Origin of the sequence: Cutibacterium equinum, assembly GCF_028021195.1 — a bacterium.
GTDB lineage: Bacteria > Actinomycetota > Actinomycetes > Propionibacteriales > Propionibacteriaceae > Cutibacterium > Cutibacterium equinum.
Window position 1 is genome coordinate 1,277,739 of the sequence record NZ_CP115668.1, and the last position, 20,040, is coordinate 1,297,778.

A 20,040-nucleotide genomic window follows, 5' to 3' on the forward strand; every position below is an offset into this window, starting at 1 on the left:
AACGCCACGATGTTCCATGCCGTCGGCTCCATTGAGAAGACGTCATGAAATCCGGTTGACGTGAACTCCAACCTGCCCTAGATTGAAGACAACCCCCGGGTCTCGGGTGTGCAGGGGAAGGCACATCGTGATGGTTCGGGGGTTCTCATTTGCCCGATCCCCCTGACCTGTCGTGTCGGCCGCTTGGCCCGACGAGCCGGGTATTGTCCGCGCACCCACATGTGTTGCCCGTCCTGGACCGTGTGTTGCCCGTTACCGCTGACGTGTTGTCCGTCGTGTCGTTGGTCCTTCCCTGCACTTCACATCGTCGGCAATCGTCAAGGCATGCGTGTTGAACTTGATTGTCCTTGGACGCCGGTACCGGGCGGATTGCGTCTGCTCGCCCCCGACGGTCGATCATTTCGATTGCGAGGGGTGCGACCATGCTGTGACGGGCACGTCGATGTCCCTGAAGACGTCGCGAATCACCTTCACGAGTCTGGACTGGTGGCCAAGCCGACTGGCCTTCGGGTGGCAGTGGTCAGTGATGACAGCGTGTCCCACGACATCGCTCGCGGTCTGGAGGCACGACGTATTGAGGTGTCGATGTGGGTGCGCGACCGGCGCACCGGGACCGTCCGTGACCTTCGTTGTGTGTCCGGACCGTCATGCCCCAAGGTCCACCTCGTCGTGATCTGCCCGGAAGCCCTACTTGGAGGCCGCGACATCGCCGAACAGTGCCATCGCGCCGGTATTCCGTCAGTCATCGCTTGGGGACGCCATCGCTGGGGCCTTCTCGGGCCGGTCAACGATCAGAATCCTGGATGCCAGCATTGCGCCGACATGGCGCTGGCGGCGCGCGACCCTGATTGGGTGACGATGGCCCGTACGATGACCGGTGACAGCCACGACCCTGCGGTCACCGCATGGCTGGTGAACCGGATCGAGGCCACCGCAGCGGCTCTTCGCGATGGCTCAAACGGCTGTCGTGCGAAATCGGTTCATGTGCGCACCAATGCCGGAGAACGCAGCCTCAATGTGCCGGCTCAGCCCGGGTGTGGCTGCTGGGTGCCTCAGGAGGCATCGTGCAACACCTTGATGAGATCGGCGGCATAGAGGTCAGCCTTGCGTCGGCCAATCCCAGCGACCTGCAGCAGTTCCTCTTCTGATTCCGGCCGTTTCTCGGCCACGCTGAGCAAGGTGGCATCGGTGAGAATGACGAAGGCAGGTACTCGGTCAGCTTCTGCGCGTTGGCTGCGCCATTCGCGCAGTCGATCTACCAGGGCCGGGTCAACCCCGACCTCGCAAGCGAGGTGGTGGCCAAGCTTGCGGTCTCGAGCAGCAGTCAACGCCTCCCGACAGACCGAACACACGGCAACGCTTGCACGGCGTGTGCGGTGTCGAGGAGGCTTGGTGGCCACATCGGCAGTCCCTGGCAGTCCGCGCAGGAAACGCGAGATCCCTTGGCGGTCTTGGTTCGATCCGGACCATGAGTAGGACACCCACAGGTCTCGACGAGCCCGAGTGACCCCGACGTGGAGCAGGCGTCGCTCCGAGGCAATCTCTGCCGGGCTTTCTGCCATGATGAAAGGCACCATGGCGTCACTCATCCCATAGAGGGCAACGACATCCCATTCCAGGCCCTTCGATGCGTGCAATGTCGCAAGGGTGACACCATCGCCAACGGGGGCCTCCTGAGTGGCGGCTCTCCGGGAGAACACAGCAGCCACATCCGCCAGAGTTGTCGCCCCGTTCTCGACGGCCGATGCCGCCGAGTCGTGGAGTGCCTGCAGCGATTCCCACCGCTGCCTCACCTGCCCCTCTGACTGAGGGGCGAGTGTCGTCCACCCTTGCAGAGCAAGAAGACGGTCGACAGCTGGCAGGGCATCGGCCCCAGGTTCGTCAGCGGCGAGTCGAACGAGAGCATCCAGACTGCGACGTACCTCAGGTCGGTCGTAGAACCGCTCGGATCCCTTGACCAGATATGGGATGGATCGCTCGGCGAGGGCTGCTTCAAGATGGGCTGCCTGCGAATTGATCCGGTACAACACAGCCATCTCAGACCACGCAATCCCCGCTGCATGACGAGATTCCAACCACATCGCGATCGCTGAAGCCTCAGACGAGTCGTCACCAAGTACTTGGTAGATCGGCTCGGGTCCAGAGCCACTGCGAGAAACCAGGGTCACTCCCCTGCCATGCTCAGGAGCTTCCTCGGGGGTCATCCGGTTGACGAGAACCTTATTGGCCAGCCGAATGATCTGCGGGGTGGAACGATAATTGCGAACCAGGTCGATACGTTTGGCACCCGGATGATCTGCGACGAAATTCATCAAATAGTCAGCACGCGCGCCGGCGTAGGAATGGATCGCCTGATGGGGATCTCCGACGACGCACACATCATTGCGATCACCAAACCACAGCTCGAGCAATCGGTGCTGGAGGGGAGAAACATCCTGATATTCGTCGACAACGAAATGCCGATAGCGGGAGCGGATTTCCTCTGTGATGTCGCGGTGCTGGACCATCATGGCGACGGCACACAGCAAGATGTCATCGAGGTCGATGACGCAACGTTCCCGTTTGACCGCTTCGTATCCGGTCAAAACCCTGCCGACGTCGGTGGCCGACACCCCGGCGACCACCCGTCCTTGTGCTCGCGCCAAGGATGCATAGTGTTCGCTGGGAACATTCGAGACCTTCGCCCAGGAAATCTCGGCAGACAGGTCACGCAACAGCGCCTTGTCATTCCCCAAGCCGATACGTCGGGTTGCCTCGGCAACCATGGAGAATCGGGAATCACTCACGGGTGGCAGTTCGCAGTTGTAGGCACGCGGCCAGAAGAACTTGATCTGGCGCAGGGCGGCCGAGTGAATGGTGCGAGCCTGGACGCCCATCACGCCGAGATCGGCAAGCCGGCCCTTCATCGTACCGGCGGCCTTGGTGGTGAAGGTCACCGCTAGCGTCCGGCGCGGGTCAAGCTTGCCTGTCGCAGCTCCGTAAGCGATACGGTGGGTGACGGCGCGCGTCTTTCCCGTTCCGGCACCAGCAATGACACACACGGGGACGTCGAAGGTCTTGGCAACCGTGACCTGCTCGGGGTCCAGTGCTGCAAGGATCGTGTCTGCCGCTGGGGTTCTCACGGCGATCACCATAGGGCCACACTCCGACAACCTTGCGACACCATGTTCTGCTCCTGTGCCACACAGTGCACGCAAGACTTGTCAGACGGCGTCCCTAAGCTATTTACCAGTTCGGCCTCCAACGGTTCAGGACACGGCCGAACGTTCACAAGGAGGTGTCCCGATGGCGGGTGTTGTGAAGGTGGTTCATAGCTGGCACGACGTCACCGAAGCCGTGACGACGGCCCTGTCGCAACCGACTGACGATCCTTTCGTTCGTCCGCTGCTCGTAGCCCCCAACACCGCTCATTCGCGTGCTCTGCTGCAGTCTGTTGCCCGCAGCCATGGCATCGCTGCTGGCATCCAGACGACGACCCCCCAAGGTCTTCGAACTCACCTCAACGAACAGCTTCTCGGAGTTAAGGCCGACGATGATCCGTGGCGTCTTGGCCCGTTGGCGTTGCGAATCGCGCGGATCATCGAAACTGATTGCCCCGGCTTCGAGACCGTCTCCGTCCATATCGATGCCAGCCGGGACCTAGGCATTCCGCGCGCATCATGGACGACAGCCCGGCAAGCCGCAGAAGCCTTGACGGCCCTGGCCCGAGATTCCCATGACGTGTTGCGAACCTGGGGGCAAGGCCAGGGTGTGGGACGCGACGATGACCATGACGTCGATCTTGCTGGTGAACCCCTGGATCCAGCTCGATCGTGGTGGGCCCCGCTCTGGCGTGCCCTGCTCGCTGAGTCCTACCCAGCTCCCGATCCGGTCACCAGACACACGATGTTGGTCGACGCGTTGCGAGGCCAGGACGCCTCATCCGGTGCACCCATCGTGTGGTTCTCATCGACAGTTGTGCCCCATCATGACGTCGAGTTGGCTGAAGCGCTCGCAACATCGCGCGACGTCACGATCATCCACCTCGACCATGCGATTGGAGAGGATGATCCGTGGCACACCTTCGACCGCCTGCGCTCCACAACGACCACAGGGTGGACTGCGTCATCGCTTCCTGTGACGAGGGATACTCCAAGCGTGACAGGCAGCGAGTTCGCCTCCGTCGAGATTCACAACTGCCATGGCTCAGACCGTCAGGCAGAGGTCATCAAAGACGTCGTCTGCGCAGTTCTTGCCGACGACAACGCAGTAGAGCCACGAGATATCGTCATTGTCTGTTCCGGACACCAGGACACGGCGAACCTGTTGTCTGCCAGCGCCAACGCAGACGTCGACCATCCTGCCAACCAGATCCGGTTTACCGGGCCTGAACCTCAGAGCCGTGCCAACCCAGTGACCGAAGCCGTCACAACCATCCTGGGTTTGGCATCTTCCCGGGCGACCGGGCAGGACCTGCTCAATCTCTGCGCGATGCCTGCGGTGAGAGCACGTTTCGGATTCTCCGACGATGACCTGCAAACCATCGAACGGCTGGTCAGCCAGGCCGATATCCGATGGGGAGTCGATGCGGCCGCTCGTGAAGATGCCGGGCTGGGTCGGATCCGGCAGTCGACATGGCTGGCTGGAATCGAGCGCATGGTCCTTGCCATCGCGATGTCGTCGACTCCTCCGACCCACCTCGATACCGTCACACCTATTACTGATGTGGGTTCCACCACGATCCCCGTGGTGGGGAAGCTGGCTGAGCTAGTTTCCCGATTGCGCAAGGCATTCTTGGACACCGAGGCCCCCGGGCCAATCACGGTGTGGTCAACTCGCATCAGCGACATCGTCGGCAGCCTCACCGCTGCGCCCAGTGACGCTCCGCGTTCCGTGCTAGATACTCTCTCTCTGCTAACCGGCCTTGACGTATCCGCCGAGGATCGAAAATTTGATCGCCAGGAGATCATCGACCTGTTGATCTGGTTGTCGCGCACACACCATGGTCGTCACACCTGGTTTGACGGGTCACTTCACGTCTGTCAGCCCGGGGACCTTTCCCCCATTGACCATCAGGTTGTCATCATCGTCGACCCTGATCAAGATGTCATGGGTTCCGACCAGCTTCAGGGGTTACGCGATAGCTGCCTTGACCCGACTGCCAGAGCACGCCAGGCCCTCCTCGATACTGCACTGTCGGCAACGAGCCGTCTCATCGTCGTCCGACAGGCTCGAAACGCTATGACCAACCTGCCAGTGCTACCTGGCCCATTTACCACGACCCTCACCCAGTCATTGGAGATGAGGTCCATCCCCGCTCACTGTGTCGATCACGGTTTGCAACCCTTTTCACCTGATGAATTCAGCGACGGAAGCGGTGCATCGTGGCGTGGTTTCGACCAAACTGCAGGCGAGGCGGCACGCTGCCAACCTGGTTCGTGGCGACGTCCTGAACGGGTTGTCCTACCGCCGGTGACAGAGCTTCCCGAATCACGAATGTCGCCAACCGATCTGACCCTGGCGTTGTCCCACCCGGCTAGAACCTTGCTCCGGGCCCGGGCAGGTGCTCCAGCCAATGAGAGAAGCACGGAGTTACCAGTCGACCTTCCTCTTGCTCCAACATCATTGGACAAGTATTGGATCCGTTCTCGGATACTGGCGGATCTCGAGCATGGTTCGAACCCGGATGATGCCATCGCTGCCGAGCGGTTGCGAGGGTCGACTCCCCCAGGTCGTCTGGGTCAGCATCTCGTCACTTCCCTGGCAGATGATGCGGTGCTTATCTCGCAGGTGGCCAATGAGCTTCGTGGCGGCAATGACGAGCGATTCGTCGAAATCAACCTTGATCTCGATGAAGGCGACAATCCACCATTGACATGGCCTGATGGCCTCATCGTCGACCCGATGCATGTGGTATCCCTGAGAGGCCGTGTCGGCGTCAGGGACAAGACGATTGTCCACGCCGTCGCGAGTCGCGCGAATGCCGGGCCGCTTCTTGACCTGTGGGTCGACCTGCTAGCGGTCGCCATTGCGACTGACGAGGTCGGGTGGTTGGGAGTGTTGGTCTCAAACGACGGAGTTCGAAAAGTGGTCGCCCCGGATCCCGATCGTGCACGCGGGATTCTCGCCGGGCTGGCACGTCTGGCGTGGTGGAGCAATCAGCAGCTCATTCCCCTGCCCGTCAAGCTGGCCCAGGCTCTCGTGGGACTGTCTCCCATGGCCCGCAACGACTACCGCACCGGTGCTAGTGCGCTGCAAGTGCAGTGGTCACGCGAGCGTGATCCGAACTGGGCGGCGTTCCTGGGCTCTGACGTTACCGAGCTCATCACCCGGTGCCATGAACTCGGCACCACTCTCGAGGAGCTTTCCGGGTGGTTGTTCGACCCCATCATTCACGCATCGCAAGGAACGGGACTATCACAACCATCGATGGCTCGCTTCGCCCATCCTGGGAGCATGGCATGACGACGAAAACCTCATTCAATATCGCCGATCCGCTACCACAAGGAACGGTTCTACTGGCTGCGAGCGCCGGAACGGGCAAGACCTGGACAATTTCGGCGGTCTGTGCCAAGGCGATCGCTACCGGGATGCTCACCATCGAGAATCTCCTCCTGGTCACCTTCAACCGGTCAGCAGCTAGGGAATTGCGTAGCAAAGTGTATGAACGCCTTGTCCGCACCAAATCCTTGCTCGCAGGAGACCGGGAGCCCAAAGACCCCTGTGATGAGTCCCTCAAGGACCTCGGGCCAGAAGGACTGAAGCGGATAGCAGCAGCCCTGGACTCCTTCGACCGAGCTGTAGTCACGACCACCCACGAGTTCGCATCCCGGATGCTGGCTGAGTTGGGAGTCTTGTCAGATCACGACCCATCGTCAGTTCTCCTGGCCGACCTCACTCCTGTGGCCGACGAGGTGTCCGACGACAGGTACCTGGCTGAGTATCTCGATGCTGATCGGCGGCCTTCTGTTGGCGACAGGCGCAATCTGTCCCGGGATGTTGCCGTGAAGTACGGCGAAGTGCCGATCGAACCGGATATGTATCCCGTGTCGCCTGATGTTGCCTGGGCGATGTCGGTTCGTGAAGAGGTACGCAAACGCTCGCGAAATAGAGCAGTACACACCTTTGACGATCTCATCAACGATCTTGTCCAAGCACTGCGAGACCCTGTCCGCGGCCCCATGGCGTGTGAAACCTTGGCACGGCGCTTCTCTCTGGTCATGGTTGACGAGTTCCAGGACACCGATCCTCTGCAGTGGGAGATTTTGCACCGGTCCTTTCATGGGCACAGTAACCTGTGGCTCATCGGTGACCCCAAACAGTCCATCTATGCGTTTCGCGGCGCCGATATCTACGCCTATCAGGACGCCGCTGATTGCGCAGAACATGTCTTTCATCTGGACGTCAATTACCGGGCTGACGAACCCATCGTCGAGGCGGTCAATACCCTTTTTGGCAAAGCACAATTAGGGAGCGGGATCACCCTGGAGTCGGTCACCGCCGATCACCGGGAGTCGCGAATTAGCACTCAAACTGCGCAGCCTCGCCGATACAACTGGTCACAGCCCTTCCAGATCCGTTGTCTGGAATCTCCCCTCGACGGTCGATTGGATGCCAAAACCTCGGATCGCCTTGTCACTGAGGATCTGGTCAATCAAGTCATCATGATGTTGGAAGGCGGCTCGATCATCCACGATGACGATGGAAAACGGGACAGACCACTTCGCCCCAACGACATCGCCATCCTCGTCCGGACGCGCAAGACTGGTGCGCAGATCGCTGCCGCTTTGTCTCAAGCCAAGCAGCCTGCCGTCTTCTCTGGGGCAACACCGGTCTGGTCCTCCCAGGCTGCTGAGGATCTTGTCACTCTCCTCGAAGCCCTCGACAACACTGACGAGAGGCTGCGCACCCGGTTGTGTCTGTCTGACCTCATAGGTGCGACCCCTGCCGATCTCGCGGCCTCGGATTCCCGAGTGCGTTCCGATCTCGCCATCGATCTGGCCCGTTGGGCAAGTGTGTGGCCCAGCACCGGAGTGTGGGGCACCGTCGAAGCGGCCCTTCACCGACCAGGGGTGTTGGCGCGTCTTGTCGCCACGAGCGGGGGCGAGCGATACGTCACCGACCTTCGTCACGTCGCTCAACAAGCGCACGCCACCGCCTACGAGGCCGGCCTCACACCAACCGCAACGGCGGGGTGGATTCGCGACCAGCAACAACGATCCGGTGATGATGAACCCCGTCGCCTCGACAGTGACCAGCAGGCCGTCACCATCATGACCATCCATGAGGCGAAGGGGTTGGGTTTTCCAGTCGTGCTGCTGCCTGACATTGCCAATGGACGGGCGCCACGGAAGAACATCAGCGGGCCGGTTGTCTGGCACAACAGGCAGAGGCGCGTCCTCGACATCTCTTACCATGCGGCCAATCGCGCCATGGCGATTGAGGGCCACGAAGAGGACGAGCGTGGAGAGAATCTGCGGCTTCTCTATGTCGCTCTTACGCGCGCCCGATCAGCCGTTCGTCTGTGGTGGTCTCCCTGCTCGCGACGTCATCGATGGTCGGCCTTCCAGCGTTTGATCGAAATGGACCGTTCTACTGGCGAACTCAGTCTTGGCGAGGCCGGAATTGATCCGGGTAGCGTCCTCTGGCTCAACTCAGGGCCGATCATGACAACCATCGTGCCAGGCAACCAACAACAGCTTGTTCGAACACAAGATGCCCAGCAGCGGGTCATTGCAGATCCTCGTTGTCTGAAACGACCCCTCGACCTTGACTTCGTCCGGACGTCGTATTCGGGATTGACCGCCGACCTTCACGGCTCTGTACACCCGGAGTCGACGTCCGCCATGACTGACGAACCTGACGACGATGAGTCCCTCGACACCACTGCTTCAGGGTTGTGTGGGCTTCCGGGTGGCACCGCCTTTGGCACTCTGGTCCATGCGGTCCTGGAATATGTCGATACGACTTCGCCTGATCTGTTCGAGGAGCTTCTGGCGATCACCCGCAGAACTCTGCGTACGACGCCGTTGCCGGATGTGCCCGCAACCGATCTTGCCAAAGGTTTGGAACAGGTGTTGAGGACTAATCTTGGCGCCTTGGCACCGGGCATGTCCTTGGCGGACTTTCCCCCCGACAACCGACTCGCGGAGATGAACTTCGAGTTGGCGATGTCGCAAAGTCGACCCGCAGCGACAATGGCTGATCTGGCGAAACGTCTCAAGGATCCGGGATTGGTGCCACCTGATGACCCGATCCATGGCTATGGGGACACTTTGGCCACCATGCCCAACGGTGACACGCATCTGCGAGGTTTTCTGACCGGCTCGATTGATGCTGTCTTGAGACGACCGGATGGCCGCCACCTCGTCGTCGACTACAAGACAAATCGAGTTCCTGGTGCCCGAAAACTACGAGCCGACATGTACGACACCGACACCATGCGCGCCATGATGTTCAGTTCCCACTATCCGCTTCAGGGATTGTTGTATTCGGCTGCCTTGCATCGGTTCCTCTCCTCAAGCCTGACCGGGTACGACCCCGCCCGCCACCTCGGTCCGATTGGGTATCTCTTCGTTCGAGGGATGAGCGGTGATCCAGCCCCGGATACGGGAATGCCCCAGGGAGTGTTCACCTGGCAACCAAAACCAGAACTCATCGAAGCGATCAGCGAGTGTTTGGGAGGCCACCATGTCTGACCTTGTCCCAGTCGGAGCCGGACCTCGATTGGAACCTTTCGCACGCGCCGGGGTTCTCGAACCAAGCGACATCCACCTTGCCAACTTGGTATGCCGTATTGGCGAGGAACCCAATCCTGACGTCAGTTTGGCCATTGCGTTGTCGTGCCGTGAGCTGCGGCGAGGGTCAGTGTTCTGGGATCCCCGCGAGATTGCCGAGTCCATCCGACGTCAGATTCTCGACCCCGCGATTCCCGACATCAACGAGAGCGAGCAGGCTGCGCTCTTTGATGATTTGGAATGGCCCGAACCGGAAGCCTGGTTGTCGGCACTGGCACACAGCCGCGTCATTGCCACCCGTAGTGATCTCCTCAACCGGTTGCCGGCCCGCCTGGACGATGGTCTGCTGTACCTTGAGAAGTACTGGCAGGCTGAACACGACGTCGCACGGGATTTGGCGGCACTGGCGGCTGACCCTCCCGACCAAGAACCCGACTTTGCCGAGAGCATCGTGTCAGAAGTCGGCGACGCCCTCCGCTCCTCCGACATCACGTTGGATCCGGCCCAGAAAGATGCCGCTGTCGCAGCCATTACTCATCGGATCAGCGTTCTCGCCGGTGGCCCCGGAACCGGCAAGACGACGACGGTGTGCACTGTTCTGGCCTCGCTTCAGAAAGCGGATCCGGACCTCGGCGCCATTGCCCTCGCGGCCCCCAGCGGCAAGGCGGCAGCACGTCTTCGCGACTCGGTGTCCGAGGAGTCAAAGCACATGCCAGAAAATCTGAGACCCGTCGTCGCTGATGCCACGACCGTCCATTCTCTCTTGAAATGGCAGGGGCCAGGGACGGCCTTTGGCTATGACGAAACGCACCAGCTTCCTTTCGGAGTGGTCGTCGTGGACGAGGCGTCCATGCTGTCTCTTCCCCTGGCTGCAAGCCTTCTTGCCGCGATTGGTCCCGGGACGCGCCTCATCCTGGTGGGAGACCCCGGACAGCTTGTCTCGGTGGACGCTGGAAGTGTCCTGGCCGACATCGTGTCGTCGGCAGACACCCTCGGCAGTCGTCTGCCTGTCACGGTCCTCACGCGAAACCACCGCTCGGAAGGAGATATTGCTGATTTGTCCGAAGCCGTTCGCGAGGGGGACAAGGAGGCTGCTGTGGGGGTGCTCACAAAGTTTCTGCCTGACCAGGATGCGCCAAGGCCAAGCTCTGCCCTGCCGAGCATTTCCTGGATCGACGCAGACCCAGCCAACATCACCATGGCTGACCTTCCAGCTGTCGCGAAGGTCATCGCACAGACGGGATCGCGCATGCTCGAGCTGGCCCAGTCCGGGTCCGACGTCGATGCCCTCGAACTCGTGGACGCTCATCGTTTGCTGTGCGCCCACCGAGAAGGGCCCTATGGCGTCGATGAGTGGTCACAACACATGGTTTCGGTTCTCACCAACGTCCTGCCCGGCATTGATCAGAGTCGATGGGCGCTCGGCGAGACCGCCATCGTCACGCACAACCTCGCGCAGCTGGGCGTCAACAATGGCGACTGCGGGGTCGTCGTGGAAACTCAACCGGTTCCAACCGTGGCTCTTCCCGGGCCGGGTGGTGCTCCTCGGAGGCTGCCCTGTTCCCTCATCCCATCTTTGCAACCTTTGCAGGCGATGACGATTCACAAGGCTCAGGGAAGCCAGTTCACCCATGTCACGGTGATTCTGCCGCCGCCAGACTCCCCGCTCCTCACCCGTGAGTTGTTCTACACGGCCATCACTCGCGCCCGCAAGCATCTCACGGTCGTCGGGACGAGGGAGTCCGTCGAACGCGCCATCGATCGGGCCAACGACCGCCGGTCTGGCATTCAGCGCCGGTGGGAAGAAAACCGTGCAACGTGACCAGAGGAGCTGTCGGACGGGTCGTTCACCTCAGCGGAGACGACAAGTCGAATCCGCTTTCGGGTTCTGGAAGCCGACGTGCCAACCATGCGTCGATGAGAGCTCTGGCAATCGACAAGGTTGGGGGCAGTTGTAACTGACCGGACTCGACCTGATCGGACACCTCGTCGCGACTGAAGAAATCAGCCTCAGCCAGCTCATCGTGACCCACGTTGATCGTTCCAGCTGCCCGTGCAACGTAACCGAACATGAGAGACCGTGGGAAGGGCCATGACTGTGACCCGACGTAGCGAGCGGATGTGATTGTCAAGGTCGTCTCCTCGGCAACCTCGCGAACCAAAGCATGCTCGGCTGGTTCCCCAGCTTCGACAAATCCGGCCACGACAGACCGACGATCCGCAGGCCAGGAATGTTGCCGAGCAAGCACAATACGGTCCTGCGCGTCGAGGACGGCAGCGATGATTGCCGGGTCCGTTCGTGGGAAGACACGGTGCCCATGTGGACAGATCCGAGCCGGGCCACCACTGGTGATGCGTGTCGGTTTCCCGCATCGAGGGCATGCCGGATTGCTCTCGTGCCAGGCCAGAGCGGCGAGTGCTGACATCACCAATTCACGATCAGTTGGACCGAGGTCTACTGTGCGCAGACTGCAGGCTTCTGGACGGGATTGCTCAGTGCGCCGGGCGAACCACGGCACTCCCTCGACAACACCGACAAACAGGTCTCGCTGGTCATCACGTTCCCCCGCAGTAGGAACAGCAGCAAGGCGTCCATCGACCATGACGACCTCGTCGTGCGGATCAACCAGCAATAGCCGGGCCTCCGGATTCTTCCACCGGGCTCGATTCGCCTCGGCGTCGTCGCGGTCTGCATGGCACCGATCCAAGATGGGTCGAGCCACGATGCGCGTCTGCCTGATCCCAGTCACACTGTCACTGTAACGGGATCGTCGTGAACCAGCCGAGAGCCGTGCTCAGCCGGACGACGTATCCGATTCGCCCTCCACACCGTCCAATATCCCTGCCAGCTGATCGGCATCCAGTAGTGGCTCTGCTGTGATGGTTTCGTTGGCCCCAACATGGTGGAAGACCGCTCGTACCCGTGAGGGATCGATCCCTCGGGCCTGGGTCCATGCCAACCGGTAGATGGATAGCTGAAGCGGGTCAGCAGACCGTGGCTTCGACGTTTTCCAGTCAATGACGAGTTCATCACCGGGATGATCGGGGTCGGCCACCACCGCATCAAGGCGTCCGCGCACGACGGTGTTGCCAATCGTCATGACGAAGGGCTCCTCAACTGCGAGGACTGTGGCGTGTGCCCATCGGCTGTTCTCGAAGGCCTGACGAAGAGTCTGCAATGCATCCGCCTCAACGGATCGGACGACCGCATCACCGTCGTCCTTCTGGCTATCCTCCTCGAGTTCGCTGATCTCCTCGGCGTCGAATAGTGGGATCGGCTGATGGGGGGCGAGGCGTTGACTCACCCATTCGTGGAATGCCGTTCCAATGCCTGCTCCCCTGTCTGCAGGTCGAGGCATCGGACGAAGCAGGTCTTCCTGGAATGCCTGTGGATTGGCGTGGAGCCTGACCATCTGGGAGGTGGTCAATCGTGCCGGAATGACCACATCGTCGGTGTCATCGCGCCGACGTCGAGCCTCAGCCAGCAAGGCCTGCGCGTCAGCCTGCCACGATGCCACTCGGTCAGCGTCCTTGGGGTCGTCAACAACTGGCAGATCAGCACCGCCTGACAATTCCGCTCCCGTGATTGGGATGGCGCCCTCATCGGCGAGCACCGGCCATGGAATCCCATCGTCGACACGATCCTCAGGTCGCTCGCCAAGGTCTGGCCACGCTACGCCGAGCATGCCGGCAACCAAATCTGCGTACTTCCCCGGGCTGTAGCAGCCTTTGCGTCGTGAGTCCCACTTGTGCCATGACACGATCAACCGCTCTTTGGCTCTCGTCAAAGCTACATAGGCCAACCTCGCCTCGGACCATTGTGAATCCTCCTTGAGAGCCGCGACGTAGCCCTTGGTATCGGTTTCGCTTCCAGAAACAGGATGGCTGATCTCACTGGCATCTCCCCTGGCGAACGACGGCAGCACTCCAGCCACGGTGACGAAGTTCTTCGGGCTCAGTTCCGATGGGAAGACACCTTGGGCCATGTCAGGAATGATCACGAACGGCCACTCCAATCCCTTGGCTGCGTGGACAGTCGATATCGTCACGGCGTCGCTGAGGTCTGCGGAAGCCCGGGAAAGGCCATGCCCATGATCTTCTTCGGCTGCCAGCCATGAGACGATCCCGGGGAGTGTCATATCGGGGTCGCTCCGACGTACCTCTCGCACCTCCTCCCAGAGTGTGTCCAGCTGGTCACGGCGAGCCAAGCTACGACTTGGGTCATCGGCAGCCATGTCGTCCACGAGGCCGGTAACTGATTCGATCCGCAGGATCAGGTCATCAGGGCTATCCCCCTGATGGGCAGCAATCTCAACGATTTCTGCAGCGAGATGCTCGAGGGCAGATCGCACTCGCTCATCACCTACTGGTCGATCTTCCATGACAGCGTCGACGAGATGGACATCAACATCCTCGGGATCAAGTCCGTCAGCCTTGGCCTGTGCCTTGGCCAAGGCTCGTGCTCGTCGGTGGACCTCAGCAAGACCGTCGGTTCCCAACCCAAAGCGAGGGGCTGCGAGCAGAGCCGCCATCGCTGCATCATCGTGACGATCAACCAGCACTCGGAGATGAGCCACCACCATGGCGACATCTGGAAGGGTCAACAGGCCAGAGAGGTTTGCCACTCTCACCGGAATGTCACGAGAGGTCAGTGCGTCGTAGAGGTCGGCAACGTCGCTATTGCGTCTGACAAGGATTGCCGCCTCGGACCACCGTTCAATTGCCCCACGTTCCTTGGCTTCGACCATCTCGTCGGCGCACGCCCGACACTCATCAGCCCAGGTCAGATACGCGGCAACATCGACGTCACCGCGGCGGTTTTCCTGTGGGGGATCGAGTGGCCTGCCTACTGCGGGTTTCGCGTCGTCGTCCTCGCCGTCATCAACCGATGTCAATGACGATGCAAGGAACTCTCGTAGCTCCTGAGAGGCTATGTTCGCGGCGTCAATGATCTGGTTGGCACATCGTCGATTGGTGGCCAGGGACAGCATGGTCGCCGGGCTACCCGCCTCTTGCGGAAACCGCCGATGAAAATCCAGTATGTTGCTCGCTGCGGCTCCTCGCCATTCATAAATGGCCTGCAGCGGATCACCGACAGCCATCACCGGATGGCCCCTTCCGTGAGCGGGATCCGGTCCAGAAAATAGAGCTGCCAGCAGGTCGGCTTGAGCCGACGATGTGTCCTGATACTCGTCGAGGAGAACGACACGGTATCGGGCTCTCAATTCCTGTCCCACCCTCGGATGCCGCGAAACTAAGTGCAGGGCCTGCAGCATGCGGTCCCCGAACTCGACGAATCCGCGGCGCCGCTTGAGATCCTGGTAAGCACGCACAAGATCCAGCAAGTCCTCACGTTCGTCCACCGTGATGAGGTTCTTCCTCACGCTGGCGTACTGTCCCCCATTGCGTCGTGTCGGCGCATCGACAAGCATCTGGCGCCAACGAGCGTCCGCAGCTCGCACTGCATCCTCGCTTGCATCATGTGAGGCCATGGCTCCGGCCAGTGACACCACCGCTTGAGCAATCGACGCCGGTGTCAGGTGTGTGCTCGCCAGTGGCGACTTATCCAGTTGGGACACGACCTCCATCGCCAACTGGTAAGCCCTCGCACCTGTGATGAGATGGGCACCCGTGTCGATCCCATCCCATGGCCCGTAATCGGCTACCAGAGTTCCCGCGAAACTGTCATAGGTCGCCACGGTGGGTCTGGGCTGCTCAGGGGTCAACAGACCCGCACTCGTAAGATTCTCCTCGATCCTGCCAGACAGCTCCGATGCGGCCTTGTTGGTGAATGTCAGTCCCAAGATTTCCTCAGGCCTGACTCGCCCAGTAGCCACGAGCCACAGCACCCGCGCACCCATCACTGTCGTCTTACCCGTACCTGCTCCAGCGATGACAACGCATGGTTCGAGGGGCGCTTCGACGGCCGTCTCCTGCTCGTCGGAGAGTTCGAACCCAAGCAGAGCTGCGAGGTCAACGTCGTCGTGTCGGATACTGCTGCTCGAGTCCATCATGAAGCCATCCTGTGCTGTCGCGGTGCTGCCGTCGAGGGATCCTTCGGGGTCAAGGCCGGGCATCCAGCCCTCGCCGGACAATGGCCGCAACCGGTATTGGCAATAGCGGTGTATTCACCGGACTTGACGATCTTGATGGCCTTGTCCACGCTTGCCTCGATCCAATTCCTGCAACCCTCGACGGGTTCCATCTCATCGGGCCAGGGAACGTCCCAGAGCCCACTCTGGTGGTCGACCTTTGCGTCGGCTTGTCCCTTGCCCGCACCCATCCGAAGATGGACCAATTCCGCACCACTGACCGACGTCTTCCCAAGGCTCGAAACGCCACCGGATGCGACGACGGCTTGGTAGACGCCGATCTGTAGACGGTGAGAGTTCTTCGTTTCAGGAGACGTACTGGTCCCGGTCTTGAGGTCCACCACGTAGCAGGCACCCTGTGGGTCTCGCTCAAGCCGATCGATACTCCCCCGCACCCGCGCTACACCGGACGGCACCTCGATGGTGCCGTCGACTCGCACCTCAGCACCCAGAAACTCTCGGTGACGTGACATCACCCAGCCGTCAAAACGCTTCAGCGCAGTCTTTGCGTCCTCGAGCTCGGCGGCTCGTTGCCACTCCGCAGTCAACTCGATGTCAGGCCAGGAGTCCTCCAACTCCGCCAGCGCCTCGGGAAGGGACCATCGACCCATGTTTTCCGCGCAGATGCGATGAACAAGGGTGCCGATACTTGCTCGGAGGGCGGCCCCGCTACTGGCGCCGGCACGACGAGTCATGAACCAGCGTCGCGGACAGGTGAGCAACTCCCCAATGTGCGAAGCCCCCAGCTCGATCTCACCGTTGACGCCGGCCTGACGAGGGGCTGCCTCGCACCACCAGTTCCTCGGGTCAGCTTGGGGAACAAGTGGCCGCCCGCGATACTCCTCGCCGCGCATGTCGTTCAAAAGCTGCTGGGCTTGACCCCGTACCGCAGGCGATTCGTTTTCGTCAGCAACTGCTCGACGCAGTTCACCGACAAGCTCGGTAAGGCTGGCGACGTGCAAGACATCGGCGCCCTCCTCAAGGTGTGGGATTCCCGTCAATACCCCGGAAGGACGTTTGCCTTCGTCGGGAGAGTCGACAGAGCACAGCAGCAATTGATCTGTCGCGCGGGAACACGCCACAAGCAACAGCCTGGTCTCAGCCCGAAGGTTCTCGGACCATCCAGGACTCGGCACGGGACCGTCTGGGGACCACCTGTCTGCACCGACCAGGGAACCGGTGTGATTGTCGGCGGGCCAGTTGCCCTCTTCCAGTCCGCAAACGGCCACCACACTGAATTCTTTGCCCTTGACGCGATGAGCAGTCACGGCAGTAACCCCATCACGATCCTCATCAGACTCGCGCGCACGGTCTGCTGGGATCTGCTCGCGCCTGATCATGTCAATGAAACGCCGTCCTCCCGAGACACCAGCCATGGAATGGCCTGCCTCGGCGATGTCGAACAGAGAACACAGCCCGTCGAGATCACGGTCAGCCGAAGCATCGCCAGCCAAGGCACGACGCCGCAGCGCAGATGCCCACGGGCTGCCCTGCCACAAGGCCCACAAGGCTTCATGGCACGTACCGCCAGAGGCCACAATGCTGGCCGAACGTTGGATACGCCGGACGAAAGCGGCAAGTGGCTCGGCCAGAAGCTGTAGTCCAGGAGGCACAGTGGCCACGTCGTTGTCGTCCTGGAGCTCATCCTCGCCGGTGTCTTCGGCCGGCTCTGTCTTCTCCACGCAGGAACTGTCGTCGGCCGCCAGTTCTTGCAATACCTGCCAATTCAGCTCGTGCCCCACAACGAGTCGACACCAGGTCTCGAGGCGATCAACGACATTGCGATCAATTCCTGCCAGCGGGTTTGTCATCAGGGCCGCCACGTCTCGCTGGCTCGGTTGGGACTGGGTAGCCAGACAGACCGCAGCCTCAAGAGCATTGAGAATCTGGGTCACGGCGTGGACGTCAGACAACACATGTTCATCTCGCGAGCGGACAACCGGTATGCCCTCAGACGCGAGAATCGTCGCAATCACTCCCAACTCAGCCCCGTGACGGGTCACCACCGCCATCTCGTTCCAAGGGACCCCTTTGGCCACATGGGCATGACGAAGACTTCCAGCAACCTTCCTCACCAGCCGAGTGGTACTACCCGCTCGAATGGCAGCTACCGTCCCTGAGTCTGTGGACGCGGCGTGATTCGCCTGCCGTCTCAGCCGGCGGGAAGACGGTACTGCTGGCATTGCCGTACGCAACGACTCAACGACGCCAGCAACATGCTCACTGTTGCGGTGATTGGTCGTCAGATGGTGAACCGACACGTCTGGGAACTCGTCGATCAGATCGTCGAGACGTTCGGCAGATGCTCCACGGAAACCGTAAACCGTCTGGTCCGGATCAGCCGTCAGCACACACGGAACATGGCACCGCGCCAGCTGGGCGATGAGGCGAATCTGGGAGGGATCGCACTCGGTCACATCGTCACACACCAACAGTTTGACCCGTGACCTCACTTCGTTGACTGCTCCTGGGCGTGCCAAGGCGATCCGAGCACGATGCACCGCCTCGGCGTAATCCACTGCCCCTTCCAGATCAAGCACGTCGAGGTAGTCGGCCAGGAACAGCCCAAGGACCTGCCATTGCGTCACTCCCCACCTCATCCCGGCAGCTGTGAGGTCCTGCGGGTCGCACCCTTCTTGGCGAAGTCTCGCCGCCATGACACGAACATCAGAAGCAAACTGAGAGGTCTGTGCACATGCCCGCAACTCCTCGGGCCAGTCCGACATGTCACGAGCCGCGAGAAGCTCCCTGATACGAAACTCCTGCTCAGGGGCTGTCAACAGCCGTCCCGAACCTTGCTGAGCCGCAAGGATCCGCCTGGCCAAGGCGTGAACCGTCATGACATGAGGGTCCAGATGCGCACCCCCGAGTCGCCGCACGAGACCATTGCGCAAGGCCTGAGCAGCCGGTCGTGTCTGGCCCAGCAGCAAGACATCAGACAGGGATCCGCCAGCCTCGACGTAGCGTGCGGCCACCTCAAGACACACAGTTGTACGCCCGGTCCCTGGCCCTCCCATGACGACGACCGTTCCGGCCGCATCATCGAGCACCCCCACCTGAGCGTCATCCCATTCATGCATGGCAGACATCCCACCACTGACTGCCGACACCATCTGGGGCCAGTTGTTCCGTTTTGCCCGAACAACGTCGTCAACAGCCGTTTTCTGGCCTCGCCGCGCGCCATGTGAGAGGGTGGAAGAGTTGTCTCACCACCATGAGACGTGTCCGCACGCTCGTAGTGGCTCACGACATCGCCGGTAGACCCGGATCTGCCGCGACCGCCGTGCCACATCGAGCGGCGCCACCGATTTCGACCGGAGCCGTGCGGAGAACCATCGCCCAACCTGAGGACCGTCATGAATGAATCGGACCAGTCATCGGACGCCATCGCGACGCCCGATACCTCCGCCATCGCAAGAGTGGACCTCACAGAACGGGCGGCAGCTCGTACAGATGTTGCCTGCGCCTCGCACATCGGACTCCGTCATGACACCAACCAGGACGCCGCAGCTCTCGGCGTCGACACCTCCGGGCGCCACATCGTCCTTGTTGTCGCGGATGGTGTCTCGTCGACCGACGGCGCTGAGGAGTGTGCCAGAATCGCCTCCATCACTGCGCGCGACTACCTGACAGCGACGATGTGCCAGGGGATGCCAGCCAGTGACGACGACATCGTCACCTTGTTCGAGCGGGCATTCCGGAAGGCTCACGAAGCAGTAATGAGCGCACCCAGCCCGATTGGTGCATGTACTTTGGCCGCCGCCGTTGCGACACAAGAACGCATCATCGTCGGCAACATCGGCGATACCCGAACCTACTGGTTCCCTGACGACGGCGGCGGTATCCGACTGTCCATCGATGATTCCATGGCCCAGGCACAAATGGATCTGGGCATGTCTCGCCAGGAGGCTGAGGCGGGGATCGGCGCTCATGCGATCACGAAGTGGATTGGCGCTTCTGCCACCGACCTCGCCCCCCGCGTCATGGCCTATCAGCCGCAGCAATCCGGGTGGCTCTTGGTGTGCAGTGACGGGTTGTGGAATCACGTTCCCGACCCTGACAACCTGGCCACGCTCATCGCAGATCTCGCGCACGCTGCGCGACCAACCGACCAGGGGCGTCCGGATCCAGCGGATGTGGCGGCCGGACTCATCGCCCACGCCAACAACTGCGGCGGCCATGACAACATCACTGTGGCGCTATGGCGCCGTGATGCTTGATCCACCTGTAGG

9 protein-coding genes are annotated in these 20,040 nt (G+C 61.1%); 5 read left to right on the forward strand and 4 right to left on the reverse strand.

The features are described 5' to 3' along the window. Window positions 1-486: 486 nt before the first annotated feature. Window positions 487-1,095, forward strand: coding sequence for a hypothetical protein (locus O6R08_RS05880; RefSeq protein ID WP_271417307.1), 609 nt, complete (start codon window positions 487-489; stop codon window positions 1,093-1,095). Here O6R08_RS05880 and O6R08_RS05885 read toward each other — a convergent pair. Next, entirely contained in the window at window positions 1,053-3,134 is a 2,082-nt protein-coding gene (locus O6R08_RS05885) for an ATP-dependent helicase (RefSeq protein ID WP_271417308.1), read from the reverse strand. The genes O6R08_RS05880 and O6R08_RS05885 overlap by 43 nt on opposite strands. A 151-nt stretch (window positions 3,135-3,285) precedes the next feature. Between O6R08_RS05885 and O6R08_RS05895 the strand changes: the two genes are divergently transcribed. From O6R08_RS05895 to recD, 3 genes are read left to right on the forward strand one after another with little or no spacing between them, the layout of a single operon-like run. Then, a complete protein-coding gene (locus O6R08_RS05895; protein WP_333907876.1) occupies window positions 3,286-6,444 on the forward strand; it encodes an exodeoxyribonuclease V subunit gamma in 3,159 nt (1,052 codons plus the stop codon). Beyond that, the gene (locus tag O6R08_RS05900) at window positions 6,441-9,677 is read left to right on the forward strand and encodes a UvrD-helicase domain-containing protein (protein ID WP_271417309.1); all 3,237 of its coding nucleotides are present in this window, start codon (window positions 6,441-6,443) and stop codon (window positions 9,675-9,677) included. The genes O6R08_RS05895 and O6R08_RS05900 overlap by 4 nt, the downstream gene beginning before the upstream one ends. Further along, window positions 9,670-11,538, forward strand: a complete 1,869-nt coding sequence (gene recD / locus O6R08_RS05905; RefSeq protein ID WP_271417310.1) for an exodeoxyribonuclease V subunit alpha — start codon at window positions 9,670-9,672, stop codon at window positions 11,536-11,538. The genes O6R08_RS05900 and recD overlap by 8 nt, the downstream gene beginning before the upstream one ends. 25 nt (window positions 11,539-11,563) lie before the next feature. On the opposite strand, the gene nudC is transcribed toward recD, so the two are convergent. The 3 genes from nudC to O6R08_RS05920 are packed head-to-tail and all read right to left on the reverse strand — an operon-like array spanning window position 11,564 to window position 18,897. Then, window positions 11,564-12,466 (reverse strand): NAD(+) diphosphatase, encoded by a 903-nt coding sequence (gene nudC, locus O6R08_RS05910; protein ID WP_271417311.1) that lies wholly within the window; start codon window positions 12,464-12,466, stop codon window positions 11,564-11,566. A 45-nt stretch (window positions 12,467-12,511) separates the two neighbouring features. Beyond that, window positions 12,512-15,730, reverse strand: coding sequence for an ATP-dependent DNA helicase (locus O6R08_RS05915; RefSeq protein WP_271417312.1), 3,219 nt, complete (start codon window positions 15,728-15,730; stop codon window positions 12,512-12,514). Continuing rightward, a complete protein-coding gene (locus O6R08_RS05920) occupies window positions 15,727-18,897 on the reverse strand; it encodes an ATP-dependent helicase (protein WP_271417313.1) in 3,171 nt (1,056 codons plus the stop codon). The genes O6R08_RS05915 and O6R08_RS05920 overlap by 4 nt, the downstream gene beginning before the upstream one ends. A gap of 267 nt (window positions 18,898-19,164) precedes the next feature. Between O6R08_RS05920 and O6R08_RS05925 the strand changes: the two genes are divergently transcribed. Next, window positions 19,165-20,028, forward strand: a complete 864-nt coding sequence (locus tag O6R08_RS05925; protein ID WP_271417314.1) for a PP2C family protein-serine/threonine phosphatase — start codon at window positions 19,165-19,167, stop codon at window positions 20,026-20,028. The last annotated feature ends 12 nt before the right edge of the window (window positions 20,029-20,040 follow it).

Coding starts and splice junctions, on each gene's coding strand:
- O6R08_RS05885 (WP_271417308.1), bottom strand. CDS start 3,134: ATGGTGATCGCCGTGAGAACCCCAGCGGCAGACACGATCCTTGCAGCA.
- O6R08_RS05895 (WP_333907876.1), top strand. CDS start 3,286: ATGGCGGGTGTTGTGAAGGTGGTTCATAGCTGGCACGACGTCACCGAA.
- O6R08_RS05900 (WP_271417309.1), top strand. CDS start 6,441: ATGACGACGAAAACCTCATTCAATATCGCCGATCCGCTACCACAAGGA.
- recD (WP_271417310.1), top strand. CDS start 9,670: ATGTCTGACCTTGTCCCAGTCGGAGCCGGACCTCGATTGGAACCTTTC.
- O6R08_RS05915 (WP_271417312.1), bottom strand. CDS start 15,730: ATGATGGACTCGAGCAGCAGTATCCGACACGACGACGTTGACCTCGCA.
- O6R08_RS05920 (WP_271417313.1), bottom strand. CDS start 18,897: ATGTCTGCCATGCATGAATGGGATGACGCTCAGGTGGGGGTGCTCGAT.
- O6R08_RS05925 (WP_271417314.1), top strand. CDS start 19,165: ATGAATGAATCGGACCAGTCATCGGACGCCATCGCGACGCCCGATACC.